Here is a 13,644-nt window from a genome sequence, read left to right as displayed (position 1 = left end):
TCTCTATCTGACGGCCGACACGCGATCACCTCACGATGGCGGCCTAGTAGCAGCGGCGCCCGCCGGGGTCAATCGGGCCGCTGCACCGCCCGGGCGCCGGCCAGCCGCCGCCCCCGCGCGGGCAAACCTCGCACATTCATGAGTAGTTTCAGATAGTTACCAATCGGCGCGCGACTCGGCGCCGGGTTGGCCCTGGGATTCTAGAACCTGCTCGAGGGCGGCCGCGACGGCGGTGAAGGTGCCCGCACGGATCGCCCGGCGGAGCACGGCGACCCACTCGTGGAAGAAGTAGAGGTTGTGCATCGTGGCGAGACGCACGTAGAGAGGATCGGTGTGGGCGTGGAGGTGGCGCAGGTAGGCCCGAGAGAACCGGGCGCACACCATGCAGCCGCAGCCCGGGTCGACCGGGCGATCGTCGTCGCGGAACCGGCCGTTGCGGATGTTGAACCGGCCCAAGAAGCTGATCAGTTGGCCGTTGCGGGCGTGGCGGGACGGGATCACGCAGTCGAACATGTCGACCCCAGCGCGGATCGCCGCGAGCAGATCGGCGGCGGTCCCGATCCCCATCACGTAGCGCGGCTTGTCCCGCGGCATCTGGGGAGCGATCTCCGCCAGCGTCGCGTGCATCAGCGGGATCGGCTCGCCAACGCTGAGCCCGCCGAGCGCAAACCCGTCGAAGTCGAGGGGCGAGAGGGTCTCGAGGTGCTCGCGCCGCAGCGCCAGATCCGTGCCGCCTTGGACGATCGCAAAGCACAGCTGCTCGGGGCGCAGGATCTCGCGGCGGATCTGGGCGGCCTCGCGCGCCCACTTGGTCGTGCGATCCATCGCCTCGCGGACCAGCGCCGGATCGCCGTCACCCGGCGGGCAGTGGTCCAGGATCATGCAGATGTCGGGGCCGATCGCGGCCTCGGCCTCGAGCACGCTGCGGGGGCTCATGCGCGCAGGCGTGCCGTCGAAGTGGGTCCGGTAGTCGACCCCCGCGTCGTCGATCTTCTGCAGCCCGCGCAGGCTGAACACTTGATAGCCGCCCGAGTCCGTGAGGATCGGCCCGGGCCAGCGCATGAACGCGTGAATGCCACCGACCTCGCGGACCCGCTCGGGCCCGGGCCGGTGGGTCAGGTGGTAGGCGTTGGCCAGCACCACCTGCGATCCGACGCTGCGCAGCTCCTCGGGCATGACCCCCTTGACCGCCCCGTAGGTGCCGACAGGCATGAAACAGGGGGTCTCGACCGGTCCGTGGGCCGTCCACAGGCGGCACGATCGCGCCGGACTGGCCGGATCTTCGGCGACCAGCTCGAGCGTGCCCGGTCGCGGACTGGTGGCCGAGCCTGGGTCCGGATCTGATGCCAGACCCGACGCCAGATCGGAAGAGAGTTCGGCGAAGGACGCGAGGCCCTCGCAGGGGTCGCAGCGGAGCGTCATCTGGCTCGGGGGCTCACTCGAGGTCGTCACGCGCGGCTGGGATGCCACGGATCGCCACGGATCGCCACGCCGGAGTCAGCGCTCGACCAGCATGCAGTCGCCGTAGCTATAGAAGCGGTAGTTGGCCCGCACGGCCTCGGCGTAGGCCGCGAGCACCCGCTCGCGCCCGGCGAAGCTGCACACCAGCATCAGCAGGCTCGAGCGGGGCAGGTGAAAATTGGTGAGCAACCGATCGACGATCGAGAACGGGTGGCCCGGCGTGATCACCAGCTCGGTCGCGCCCGCACCCGCGACGATCCGGCCGCCGTGGGCCGCGGCGACCGACTCGAGGGTCCGGGTCACCGTGGTGCCGACGGCGAGGATCGCCCGACCCTCGGCGCGCGCCGACTCGATCTGCGCCGCCGCCTGCTCGCTGATCTCGTAGCGCTCGGCCCCGACCCTGTGGGCGCGCACGTCTTCGGCCTCGAGCGGCAAGAAGGTGCCGGGCCCGACGTGGAGGGTGATCGCGGTGTGATCGAGGCTGGCCAGCAGCGCGTCGTCGAAGTGCAGCCCAGCGGTGGGCGCCGCGACCGAGCCGCGGTCGCGCGCGAACACGGTCTGGTAGCGCTCGAGATCCTGGGCCGAGGGGCCGTCGGGGCGCGCGATGTAGGGCGGCAGCGGCAGCTCGCCCGCGGCGTCGAGGCCCGCGAGCAGCTGGCCATGCACGATCTCGAGCACGCACGCGCGCGAGTCTGGTTGGTCGGTCGGGCGGCCCTGGTAGCGCAGCGTCAGCTCGGCGCCCTCGACCTGCAGCAGCTCACCCACGCGCAGCCGCTTGGCCTTGCGGATCCACGCATGCACACGCGCGCCCGGACCGAGCGCGGCCGGATCGACGATCAACAATTCGAAGCGCGAGCCGGTCTCGCGGCGAGCGTGGATCCGGGCGGGGACGACCTTCGAGTCGTTGACGACGATCAGCGGGCGATCCGCGAGGAGCTGGGGTAGGTCGACGATGCCGCGGTGCTGGACCGGACCAGCGCGGGGCACCAGCAACAGCCGGGCCGCGTCGCGGCGCTCGGGCGGTCGCTGGGCGATCTGGGCGGTCGGCAGCTCGAAGTCGAAGTCTGCGGGGCTGGGCACGGTCGCGGACCATACCCGGACCGCCGCCACGCCGGCCACCGTGTCGGCCCGGCGCTCAGCGCCTAGCCAGGCGCAACCCAAAGAAGCGCGCGCCCTCGGCCCCCGTCACGCCAAAGCCCACGCTCAGGCCCGCGCTCGACGGCCACTCGAGTTCGCAGGTCGCGAGCGTGGTGCCGGCGGCGTCGAGCCGCAGTTGGTTTCCGCCCGCGCCAAGCTCGAGCACCAGCTCTCCGGCGAGCGCACCGTCGGCGGGGGCCGGCCCACAGTCGAGGGTCTCGGTGCTGCCGTCGGGCCCGCGGCGCCGGACCACGATCTCGCTGCCCAAAGCGATCGCCACCAGTGACTCGCTCCCCTGCCCCACGATCACGTGGGCGGTCGAGCCCGGCTCCGCCTCATAGCTGAACTCGAGCCGCATGGCGCGACTGCGAAACCCGCGGACGTGGGCGCGCACGGGCGGCAGCGCGTCGGGCTCACCACCGAGCGCGTCGAGCCGCAGGCCGCCGACGATCACGGTCGCGCGACCGGGGGTGTTGCCCACGAACGCGTCGTTTTGCGGGCCCGCGAGCTCGGGCGTCCACTCGTCGGGGCCGTCGAGCCGCGGGCGCAGACGCAGCAGCGGCGCGTCGGCGAGCGCCTGCGAGTCCGTCATCCAGCCGCCCACGATCAACGCGGTGCCGTCGTGCAGCCCCAGGAGCTGACCGCCGTGCCGAGCCAGGGGCGGCAGCTCGACCCGGCCCGAGGCCGGATCGACGGCGGCAGTCCCGGGCGTGAACAACCACGTGTCGACCAACACGCGCTCGCCGGGGAGCGCGAGCATCGGTCGCTCGGTCGCCACGATCGCCAGCGGGGGCGCCCGCGAGGTCGGATCCAGGCTGCCGCTGCCCGCCTCGGACCACCAGTGGATCAGGCCAGCGTCGTCGCTGAGCACCACCAGGCCGCCGTCGAGGACCGCGAGCCCGTGCACGCCAGCGTCGGCCAGCTCGTGCACGGGTGCCCAGGTCCCGCCCGGACGCAGGCGCTCGAGGCTGCGCAGCCGGGTCCCATCGCTGCCGAACCCACCGGCGACCCACGCGACACCGTCGGTCGAGACGACAGCGTGGGCGCCATACCGGGCCTGCGTCAGCGGTGGCAGCGGCACGGTCGCGCCGGGCTGGGCCGGATCGATCCAGTAGGTGGCCGTCAACGCGCTCGCGGGGTCGCAGCGCGCTTGCGGATCGACGATGTCGCAGCCGCCGGCGATCAGCAGCTGTCCGGCCGGGCTCGGCGAGCGCGCTGCAGCGTGATCGCTGACCAGCAGCGCGTCGCCCTCGAGCTCGAGCGGACCCACCGACGTCACGCTCCCGGCCCCGTCGACGTCGACGAGCACCCGGTCCTGCGCCAGCGCGCCCGGCCACGCACCGCCGACGATCACGAACCGGCGACCGTCGATCGGGTACACGCTGTGCCCACGGCGAGGCTGCGCCAAGCTGGCGCCCAGGGCCCGGGTCCGGCCGGTCAGCAGATCCACGTGGACTACCTGCTCGCGCAGCGCCAAGCCTGGGCTCAGACCCCCGACCAGCAGCACGTCACCAGCAGGGTGGGCCGCGGCGATCAGCTCCGCGCCCGGCTCCGGCTGGAACTCGAGCTCACACAGCGAATCCGGGGCCGCGAAGAACACTGGCAGCACCGCCGCGTCTTCGTCGAACCCACGCAGGCGGCCGCGCGCGAGCTCGGGATCGACGCCCCAGCTGCGGCCGATCGCGGTGGTCGTGGTGCCAAATAATCCCTCGGCCGCGACCCCGGTCGCCCCGTCCGGCAGCTCGGGGATCGTGCCTCGCTGCGTGGGTCCAAGCAGGATCTCGCTGCCGCCGCTGGCCGGGAAGTCGCCGAGCACCCGGACCCGCAAGCCCGAGAACTCCTGATCGAGACCGCAGCCGCGGATCGCCGCGAGCTCGATCGACTCGGGTCGCCCGCAGCCCGAGCCCGCCAGCGCCAGCCCGAGCACCAACGCGCCCGCGTCCAACAACGCTCCACCTGTCCGCGCGCGCGCCCGAGTGGGGACGTTTCGGGCCGACGCCGTCATCAGTCGGCGCATGATAACATGCCTCGCTTGCGGGATTCGTCCGCCAACGCCGACCCAGGACCCGGTCCTGCTGGCAATCCGAGCCAAGCCACCCGCGAGCTCGGCAAGTATCAGTTGCTGCGCCTGCTCGCCCGCGGCGGCATGGGCGAGGTCTACCTGGCCCGGCTGCCCGGCGAGCTGGGCTTCGAGAAGCTGCTCGTGGTCAAGACGATCCGGGCCGATCTGGCCGCAGATCCGCGCTTCGTCGAGCTGTTCGCCGCGGAGGCCAAGACCGCCGTCGCGCTCAGTCACCCCAACATCACGCCGATCTACGAGCTCGGTCGGGCCGATGACGGCACCCTGTACACGGCGATGGGCTGGGTCGACGGGCCCTCGCTGCAGCTGCTGGGCGATCGCCTGCGCGAGCTCGACCGGCCGCTCGAGCTCGACGCCGCGCTGTTCATCGTGCGCGAGATCCTCGACGGCCTGGCCCACGCGCACAGCCCAGGCCGCGACCGCCAGCCCGTCGTGCACCGCGACATCACCCCCCGCAATGTCCTGGTCGATCGCAGCGGTCGCGTGCAGATCGTCGACTTTGGGATCGCCAAGCCGGCCAACACCGAGGCCGTCGGCGCGATGGGCTCGGCCGGCTACATGGCCCCCGAGCAGGCCCGCGGTGAGACCGTCGATCCGCGGGCCGACGTGTTCAGCGTCGGCTGTGTGCTCTACGAGCTGTTGACCCGCGAGCGCGCGTTCACCAGCGAGGGGGTGTGGATGGCGCCCGACCTGCGCAGCATCCCCGTGCAGCTGCACGCGCTGCTCGAGCGGGCGCTGGCGATCGAGCCCCGGGCGCGGTTCGCCGACGCCGATCAGTTCCTGCGGGCGCTCGCCCCGATCCTCGCGGAGCTGGCCCCGGTGTTCGCGACCCGTGACCTCGCCGCGATCCTCCGCGAGCTGTTCCCCGACGACTGGCAGTCCGAGGCTGGCGACGCGGGCGGCTCATCGCACACGCCCGCGACCAAGCTCACCGGACCGGTCCAGCCGTTTGCGACCCGGCTGCGATCGAGCACCACGCCCGAGCTGGGGACGGATCCCGAGCACGCGCTGGCGGTCGCCGTGCCGATCGGGGTGGATGCCGACCCCGCCACGAGCGACGAGCTCACCAGCGCCCCGGGGCGCCGGGCTGGGCTGCCGTGGTCGTGGCCGGGCGCCGCGATCGTGGGTGGGGCCGTCGCAATCCTGGCGCTGCTCGCCGGCACGATCGGCTACGTCGTCGCCCGCTCGGAGCGAGACCCGACCGAGCGTCCACCCGCGCCCGCCCGAGCCGACGTGGACCGTCCCGAGCCGACTCCGGAGCCGCCCCCCGAGCCAACCGACTCCGAGCTCGCGGACGGCGGACCCGTGGCCCCCGACCTGCCGCCCGTCCCCCAGCCACCACCAACTGTCGCGCTGAACCTCACCCCCACCGACGCTCAAGTCACCGTCGACGGCACCCCCCTCCCCGGCCCGCCGTTCGTGGTCGAGCTCGCGGGCGATCACCCCCGGGTGCTGGTGATCCGCCACGCCGATCACCACCCCAAGACGCTCGAGCTCGACCCCATGGCGCCACCGCCAGACCCGATGTCAATCGTCCTGTCCCCGCTCGCGTTCGGCCAGCTCAGCGTCGTCGCCCCGACCGTCGCGTGGGCCGAGGTCTGGGTCGACGGCACCAAGCTCGGCACCACCCCGCTGTCCGACAAGCCCGTGCGCGAGGGTCGACACAAGCTGCAGGTCCGCTGCACCGCCGCCGTGTGCGGAGAGGACCGGGTGCTGCTCGACCGCAGCGTTCAGATCCGAGCCGGGCGCCCCAACAAGTTCACCGCGCACGGTGGACCGGCCTAGCGCTAGCAATGCCGCCTGCAAGCGGGCGAGGAGTCTCGCCCGAGCTGAAAACAGCTCACCGCCGTCGGCTCATGAGCCCGCGACCGAGAACAGCCTGGCCAGCTCCGCCGCGGCGTACTTGCGCTGGGTGTCGACCTTCGAGAACACCGTGATGGTCTCGTCGCCGCCGCGCTCGACCACCCGCATGCTGCCGATCTCGAGGTTGGTCCCGCTGACCACGACCTTGGCGATGATCTTGTCCATCGGCGAGACCTTGGGGACCAGCGTCATCGTCCAGCTGCGGTCCTCACCGGCCTGAAACTCGATCCGGTACAGGGCCTCGAGGCCGCTGCGATCACCGGCGAAGATCTTGGTGAACGCGTCGACGAACTGCCGGACCGCCGGCTTGCCGTCGAGCTCGATGCGCTCGGTCTTGCTGGCGTCGCCGTACTCGATCCCCTTGGCGTCCATGATCACGACCGAGGGCGTGGGCGCGAGGGTCCGGCGCGCGAGCCTGCCGTTGGCGAAGTGCAGCGTGCCCGTGTCGATCAGCGGCTCGGCGAGCAGGCCAAAGTGGCTCTCTTGCCGAAACTCGGCGTAGAGCCCGGGCATCTGGGCGAACCCGACGAGCAGCTCATCGACGCTCACGGGCGCGGCCGCCTCGGCGACCGGCGCGACCAGGCCGGTGGTCAACCCCGCGGCCCCGCCCGCCAGCCACGGCAGCGCGGCGCAGAGGACCAGACGACGAACAATTCCAGAGCCAGAGTTAGAGCGGACGATCATGATGATGATGGGGTGGCGTGGGGGATCAGGTGAACGCCGGCCAGGACGACTCGGCCGCCCGATCGTGACGCAGCATGTGAAGCACGGCCGCGATGTCGAGATCCTGGCGCCGATCGACGTCGACGAAGGCCGCGTGCTCGCGGACCGCGTCGCGCAGGGCCAGGCTCCGGGGTCGACACTCGCCGCCGGCCCGCTCGCGCAGATCGACGGCCTGGGCGACGGCCAACAGCAAGATTGCGCACACTTGCTCGGTCAGCTCCACGATCCGCAGCGCCTCGCGAGCGGCGATCGTGCCCATGCTGACCTTGTCCTGGTTGTGGCATTCGGTGCTGCGGCTGAAGACGCTCGCCGGCATCGTGGTCTTCAAGGCCTCGGCCGCGAGCGCCGACGCGGCGATCTGCATCGCCTTGAACCCGTGATGTGCCGCACTGTCAGGCCCTTGACGACCGTTGAGATTCTCGGGGAGCCCGTTGTTGGTGTGCCCGCTGCACAGCAGCGCGAGCTGCCGATCGTGCAGGTCCGCGAGGTTGGCCACCGCGTTCTTGAGCGCGTCGGCGACGAAGCACGCGTGCCCACCATAAAAATTGCCGCCGTGCAGCGTGGCCCCCGAGTCGGGATCGATCAGCGGGTTGTCGTTGGCGCCGTTGAGCTCGACCTCGAGCCACTGCCGCATCCACGGCAGCGAGTCTAGCAGCACGCCCACGACCTGCGGCGCGCAGCGGATCGAGTAGCGATCTTGGATCCGGCCCTCGAACGCGGGCCCCGGCGTGTACTCGAGGTGGTCCCGGACCGCGCGGGCGTAGCTGATCGAACCAGGGTGGGGCTTGGCCGCGTAGATCCGGGCGTCGAAGTGGGCCGGGTTGCCGGCCATCGCGTCGCTGGCCGTCGCCGTGATCACGGCGCTGACCCGCGCGAGCCGCTCGGCGCCCGCGAGCGCCAGGCAGGTCAGGGCGGTCATCACCGAGGTCCCGTTCATGATCGCCAGGCTCTCTTTGGGGGCGAGCCGCAGCGGCTCGAGGCCCAGGCGGGTCAGCAGCTCCGAGGCCGGCAAGACCTCGCCCGCGTGGCTGCTCTCGCGCTCGCCCACGAGCAGCGCGGCGATGTAGCTGAGCGGGGTCAGATCCCCGCTCGCGCCGACCGAGCCCTCGGCGGGGATCCGCGGCAGCGCGCGGTGGTTGAGCAGCACGCACAGGCGCTCGACCAGCTCCGGCCGGACCGCCGACCAGCCACCGACCAGCGACGCGATCCGGGCCGCGACGATCGCCGCGGCCTGCCGCTCGTCGAACATCTGACCGGTCCCGCAGCCATGGAAGCGCAGCAGGTTGAGCGGCATCTCCGGTACGTGGGCGGCGGGCACCTCGCTCACGCACGACTCGCCGAACCCGGTCGTGACCCCGTAGACCCGCTCGCCCGCCGCGAGGCGATCGGCCAGGGCCGTGGCGCCGACGCTCAGTCGCTCGCGCAGCCCGGGGGCCAGCTCGACGCGGGCGCCGTGGCTGGCGATCGCCACGATCTGATCAACCCCGATCGGCGCCGCGCCGACGCAAACGACCGCGGGGGCCTCACTGCTGTGGTTGCTGGTCATCTGCTGGCATCTTCCAAAAATCGTAGAAATTGAACCAGTTGTCGGGGGCGGCGCCTGCGTAGTGCTCGACGCGCCGGGCGAACTGGGCGGCGTAGCGGTTGATCGCCTGCTCCCGGTTCGCGCGCGGCAGCTCGACCTGCTCGGCGAGCAGCTCGCAGCGCAGCACGTAGCGGGCCGGGGGCTCGAAGGTGCCGAACACCATGAACACCGGGCAGCGCAGCACGCTGGCCATGATGTACGGCCCGCTGGGGAGCCGCGCGGGCGCGCCGAAGAACTCGACGATCGTCGAGCGATCGTTGAGCCCCAGCCGATCCCCGAGCACCGCGACCAGCTCACCCTCGTCGATCCGCTGCTTGACCTCGAGGATGTAGGTCTTGTCCTGCGGGTTGATCTCGATCACACGCACCCGGGATCGCCCGCCACTGACCTCGTCGAGGAACGCCGCGATCAACCGGGCGTTGGCGTTGTGCGCGAGGATGTTGATCGGCAGCTGGGCGTCGCTCGCGGCCGCGCGCATCGCCTCGAAGCTACCAAAGTGGGCCCCCAGCAAGATCGCGCCGCGACCGGTGGCGAGCGCCGATCGCATCAGCTGCGTGCCCTGGTGATCGAACTCGAACTGATCGAGCTCGCCCCGGACCAAGAACACCCGATCGAGCGCGACCTCGGCGAATCGAAGCAGGTGCCGGTACGCGGTCCAGAAGCTGGAGCGGCCGACGACCCGCTGATACCAGGCCCGCGAGGCGCGACGCGCCGGCCCAGCGAAGATCGTGAAATAGAAGATGATCACCCGCAGCAACGCCCGCCCGCCCCGGCGGCCGAGCACCCGCGTGACCAGCAGCAGCGCCCGGATCCCCATTCGGGAGCCACGCTCACGCCGGGCCAACCACGCCTCGGTCGCCTCCGCGTTGGGCGACGCCCGGTCCAGCGCGCCCGCTGGCGACGCCGCTTCGCGGAGCTCGGTCACGGCCAGACCATGTGTCATCCAGCCCCCGGCGTCCACCGGCCCCGCTGCCCCCAGCGGTCACCCGCCGCCGATGAACTCGTTGGCGTCGATCTCGAGCGAGCTCGGTCGCGGCTCGCGTCCATTGAGCAGCACGCCAGCCACGACCCCACCCGCGATCGCAGCCGCGACCCCGGTGCTGGTGCCCCAGATCCATCCGCGCCGATACCAGGGCCGTGCAGGCTCCGCGCCACCTGAACCAACCGGGTCTGGGTCCAGCTCGGGGCCCGCCGCGACCTCGACGAGCGGACTTGGCCACAGCTCAGCCAGGCTCGGGGTCGGCTCGACGAAGGGGCCGTCGAGCGCGACCGTGATCCCATCCGCGAGCGCCTCTCGCCGGCCGGTCCAGCGCGGACCAAAGCCGACGCCACACTGATGCGCCTGCAGCCCGATCTGGTGGTCGCGGCGCTCGGCGAGCAGCAGGACGTCGAGCGCGAGCGCCTCGCAGACCGCCGCGATCGTGGCGGCGGTCAGGGCTGGCGCGCTGGCGATCCGCTCGGGGGAATCTGGCAGCACCCACGCCTGGTCGAGGCTGCGCCAGGCCGCGAACGGCTCGTGACCGTCGCGGCGAACCACCACCAAGTGTGGACCGGGCGGCACCGCGCGCAGCCCGGGCACGCCGTCGATCTCGACCCTGAAGCTGGACCCAGATCGATCCGACAGCTCGGGCACGATCCACGTAAGCTCGCGCGCCGCGAGCAGCGACGCCTGGATCGCGTGGTAGCGCGCGACCAGCTCGGGCGCGGCCTCGCGCACGGACAGCTGGGCCTCGGGATCGAGGCGCAAGGCCGCGGCCAACGCGAGCTCGGCCAGCTCGGGTTCTCCGCTGGCCCACGCGATCTTGGCAGCCAGCAGCTCCGCCTCGCGGGCGCTCGCCGCCGCGCCCGGCAGCTCGGGGGTCTGGTGCAGCTGCTCGTCGACCCGGACCAGCGCCGCGCGGGCAGCTTCGAAGCGCCCCTCCCGGTAGGCCGCGTCGGCGTCGTCGAGCTCGCTGCGCAGCGCTCGGTGCCGCGCACGGGTCTCGACCGGGAGCTCGTGCGACACCGCGATCCGAGCCCGCTCGAGCGCGCGATCGGAGACCGCCGCGACCGGTCGAGCGTCGCGCGCGGCCACCCGCTCGCGCACGCTCACGCGCAGCGCGTCGTCGGGCTGCTGGTCCGGCCGATCGGACTGGACCTGCCAGTGCACCGCGATCGCCGACGGCTCCGGCGAGGCCGGGCCCATCACGATCGCCATGGCCAGCGCCAGCGCCCACACACCCACATGGTACCAGCCGTCACTCGCCTCCCGCCGGGTTGGACACAGACATGGACGGGGCGCCGAGCTTGCTGGCATCGTCGAGCGATGCCCGGACCCAAGCTGCGGCGACTCGAGCGGCTTCGCATGCGACGCGGCGACGAGGAGCTGTTGGTCCTGCGCGATCCTTTGGAGTTGGCCGAGCCGTTTGCGATCGACCCGGGCTACGAGCCCGTGCTCGACGCGCTCGACGGCGAGCGCAGCCTCGCGCAAGTCCGGCAGTCGTTGCTCATGCGTGGGCTGGCCCGCGTCGAGCTGCAGGATCTCGAGGACTTCGTCGAGGATCTCGGCGACGCTGGGCTGCTCGATGATGACCAGTTCCGCGGCGCGTGGGCGGCCGCGCACGAGTCCTTCGTCGACGAGGAGATCCGTGCGCCACGTCGGGCTGGGCTGCTGTACCCCGACGATCCCGAGAGCTTGCGCGCGTGGCTGAGCGACGCGCTGCCCCCCGCCGCGCGAACAGCCACCCCCAGCACGGGTCAGCACGCGGGCGAGGCCCCGGCCCCTGCCTGGCTCCCCGCACCGATCGCGGTCGTCACCCCGCATCAACCACCGCCGTCGATCGCCGAAGGCCTGCGCCGACTACTCTCGAGCCTGCCGCCGCCCGAGCAGTACCGTCGGATCGTGATCCTCGCGACCGATCACACCCCAGGTCTGCTGCCCTATGCCAGCGCCGACAAAGACTGGGCGACGCCGCTCGGGACCGTGGCCTGCGACCTCGAGCTGCTCGCCAAGCTCGACCAGCGGATCCCCTGGCTGCTGCGCGAGCAGACCCGCCTGCGCCTGTCGGATCCGATCGAGTGGGTGACGCTGCTGCTGCGCGCGATGTGGGGCGATCGCTGCCCGCCCGTGTTGCCGATCGCCTGTGGGCAGACCCGCCTGACCACCCAAGACGGGGCGCAGAGCGCTCGTGAGCTGCTCGAGGTGCTCGGCGAGCTGCTCGGCGAGTCGACCCGCGCGGGCGAGGTCCTGGTTTGGGCGGCCGCCGAACTCAGCCACGTCGGGCCGGCTTATGGCCACCAGGAGCTCCCGGACCGCGACCAGGTCGCCGACGACGACCGCCGCGTGCTCGCGCCGCTGCTCGACAACCACCCCGAGCAGCTCGCCAAGCAGTGCATGGAGCGCCCCGCCGCCAGCCGCCCGAGCGGGACCGCGTGCTTGGTCACCCTCGCCGATCTGCTCCCTGCGGGCTACCGCGCCACGCTCGTCGACTATCGGGCCATCCCCGCGCCGGGCGAGCAACCCGGCTGGATCGGCTGCCCGACGATCAGGATCAGTTGAGCTTGTTGGGCTCGGCGGCGAACTCGACCGCGCTCGCGCTGCTGTGGCGCTTGAGCATGCGAAGCACGTGCTCGGCGGCGGCCTCCGGCGTGACGGGCAGCCGGCCATTGGCGTCGAGCACGGTGAACGACCCAAGCCCGTGGAGGTAGGCCAACACGGCGATCGCCAGCGTGTTTGGATCACCTGGAGAGAACATGCCGTCGGTGATCCCACGCTCGATCACCCCGGCGTACAGGCCCCGCATGATCCGGGTGATCTCCTCGAGCTTGTCTCGAAACGTCGGGTCCTGGACGGCCATGGCGACCAGGAGGTTGTGCAGCTGAACCTCCTCGGGTTCGTCCTGCATGGTCCGCAGGTGGGCTTTGACGATCTGACCGATGCTGCGATCCGCGGGTTGCTCGTTGATCGCGTCGAAGCTCCAGCGCGCCTCCAGCGACCTCGACAGGTTCTCCAGGATGTCGTGAAACAGCTGCTCTTTGGCGCGATAGTGAAAGTAGACCCCACCCTTGCTGAGGCCTGCCTCGCGGGCAATGTCCAGGAGCCGGGTGGCGGCGTAGCCCCGGCGCACAAAGCACCGCGTGGCCGCTGCCAGGATCTGCTGTTTCCTGTGATCGTCACTGCGCTGTCTTGTCACACTTTACCTCCACAGGAAGTCGCAACCCGGCACACGCCAATCACCCTAATGTAAGAGGCGCCCCATGCCAATAACAAAATCGATATGTAGAATTCTACCGGGTAGATGTTGGACAACACGGTTGCGCGACACACGCGAGCTGTCGCGCCGCGGGGTGTCACGATCTTCGACCAACATAGCTGATCTCGTGCGTCGAGCGACAGCGCGCGCCCCCGCCCCGCTCAGCCGCGCCATATCCCGTGAATAGCGGCGATCGGCTAGCGTCGGTCAGCCGAATCCGAGGGCCCCATGCACCGTACATCCATACTTGCCTTGTTCCTCGGCGCCAGCCTCGTGCTGCCCGCCTGCTCCGTCTCCGTCAGCGCTTCGAAGGGGTCCGCCAGCCCCAGCTCCAAGCCCAACTCCGGATCCAAGTCCAACTCGGGGTCCAAGCCCAACTCGGGGTCCAAGCCCAACTCGGGGTCCAAGCCCAGCGCCTCGAACCACAGCGACTCGAAGCCAAACCCGTCGAAGTCCGAGCCGACCCCCGAGCCAGCCCCCAGCCCGAGCGAAGAGCCGATCGCCGACGCCAGCGAGGCCGGCGAGGCCCCGGAGGCAACCCCGACGCCCGCCCGCCCCAAGCC

General features: G+C 71.5%; 11 protein-coding genes. 2 read left to right on the top strand and 9 right to left on the bottom strand.

Annotation, left to right across the window (positions count from 1 at the left end):
* Positions 1-156: 156 nt before the first annotated feature.
* From tgt to ENSA7_RS14080, 3 genes are read right to left on the bottom strand one after another with little or no spacing between them, the layout of a single operon-like run.
* Positions 157-1,452, bottom strand: coding sequence for a tRNA guanosine(34) transglycosylase Tgt (gene tgt / locus ENSA7_RS14090; protein ID WP_146157674.1), 1,296 nt, complete (start codon positions 1,450-1,452; stop codon positions 157-159).
* Positions 1,453-1,497: 45 nt separating this feature from the next.
* On the bottom strand, positions 1,498-2,541 hold the full coding sequence (gene queA, locus ENSA7_RS14085) for a tRNA preQ1(34) S-adenosylmethionine ribosyltransferase-isomerase QueA (RefSeq protein WP_106089803.1): 1,044 nt from the start codon (positions 2,539-2,541) through the stop codon (positions 1,498-1,500).
* A 55-nt stretch (positions 2,542-2,596) separates the two neighbouring features.
* On the bottom strand, positions 2,597-4,546 hold the full coding sequence (locus ENSA7_RS14080) for a Kelch repeat-containing protein (RefSeq protein WP_146157673.1): 1,950 nt from the start codon (positions 4,544-4,546) through the stop codon (positions 2,597-2,599).
* 84 nt (positions 4,547-4,630) lie between these two features.
* Between ENSA7_RS14080 and ENSA7_RS14075 the strand changes: the two genes are divergently transcribed.
* On the top strand, positions 4,631-6,463 hold the full coding sequence (locus tag ENSA7_RS14075) for a serine/threonine-protein kinase (protein WP_181233720.1): 1,833 nt from the start codon (positions 4,631-4,633) through the stop codon (positions 6,461-6,463).
* Between the two features lie 69 nt (positions 6,464-6,532).
* Here ENSA7_RS14075 and ENSA7_RS14070 read toward each other — a convergent pair whose 3' ends face one another.
* The 4 genes from ENSA7_RS14070 to ENSA7_RS14055 are packed head-to-tail and all read right to left on the bottom strand — an operon-like array spanning position 6,533 to position 11,067.
* The gene (locus ENSA7_RS14070; protein WP_106089800.1) at positions 6,533-7,225 is read right to left on the bottom strand and encodes an outer membrane lipoprotein carrier protein LolA; all 693 of its coding nucleotides are present in this window, start codon (positions 7,223-7,225) and stop codon (positions 6,533-6,535) included.
* Positions 7,226-7,250: 25 nt separating this feature from the next.
* Positions 7,251-8,810 carry an HAL/PAL/TAL family ammonia-lyase gene (locus ENSA7_RS14065; RefSeq protein ID WP_106089799.1) on the bottom strand — a complete coding sequence of 520 codons (1,560 nt, stop codon included), beginning with the start codon at positions 8,808-8,810 and terminating at the stop codon, positions 7,251-7,253.
* Complete coding sequence (locus tag ENSA7_RS14060; RefSeq protein ID WP_181233719.1) at positions 8,788-9,774, bottom strand: lysophospholipid acyltransferase family protein; 987 nt, start codon at positions 9,772-9,774, stop codon at positions 8,788-8,790. The genes ENSA7_RS14065 and ENSA7_RS14060 overlap by 23 nt, the downstream gene beginning before the upstream one ends.
* A gap of 57 nt (positions 9,775-9,831) precedes the next feature.
* Positions 9,832-11,067 carry a hypothetical protein gene (locus ENSA7_RS14055; protein WP_146157671.1) on the bottom strand — a complete coding sequence of 412 codons (1,236 nt, stop codon included), beginning with the start codon at positions 11,065-11,067 and terminating at the stop codon, positions 9,832-9,834.
* Between the two features lie 87 nt (positions 11,068-11,154).
* On the opposite strand from ENSA7_RS14055, the gene amrB reads away from it, so the two are divergent.
* A complete protein-coding gene (amrB, locus tag ENSA7_RS14050) occupies positions 11,155-12,387 on the top strand; it encodes an AmmeMemoRadiSam system protein B (protein WP_181233718.1) in 1,233 nt (410 codons plus the stop codon).
* On the opposite strand, the gene ENSA7_RS14045 is transcribed toward amrB, so the two are convergent.
* On the bottom strand, positions 12,380-13,021 hold the full coding sequence (locus ENSA7_RS14045; RefSeq protein WP_106089795.1) for a TetR/AcrR family transcriptional regulator: 642 nt from the start codon (positions 13,019-13,021) through the stop codon (positions 12,380-12,382). The two genes, amrB and ENSA7_RS14045, sit on opposite strands and share 8 nt — an antisense overlap.
* Before the next feature lie 257 nt (positions 13,022-13,278).
* The coding region (locus ENSA7_RS45040) for a hypothetical protein (RefSeq protein WP_219907964.1) at positions 13,279-13,644 on the bottom strand (366 nt) is incomplete at its 5' end.

The organism is Enhygromyxa salina, from assembly GCF_002994635.1.
GTDB lineage: Bacteria > Myxococcota_A > Polyangia > Nannocystales > Nannocystaceae > Plesiocystis > Plesiocystis salina_B.
Note: the sequence above shows the minus strand (reverse complement) of the source record. Positions and strands in the feature narration are given on the sequence as shown.

Coding starts and splice junctions, on each gene's coding strand:
- amrB (WP_181233718.1), top strand. CDS start 11,155: ATGCCCGGACCCAAGCTGCGGCGACTCGAGCGGCTTCGCATGCGACGC.
- ENSA7_RS14065 (WP_106089799.1), bottom strand. CDS start 8,810: ATGACCAGCAACCACAGCAGTGAGGCCCCCGCGGTCGTTTGCGTCGGC.
- ENSA7_RS14070 (WP_106089800.1), bottom strand. CDS start 7,225: ATGATCGTCCGCTCTAACTCTGGCTCTGGAATTGTTCGTCGTCTGGTC.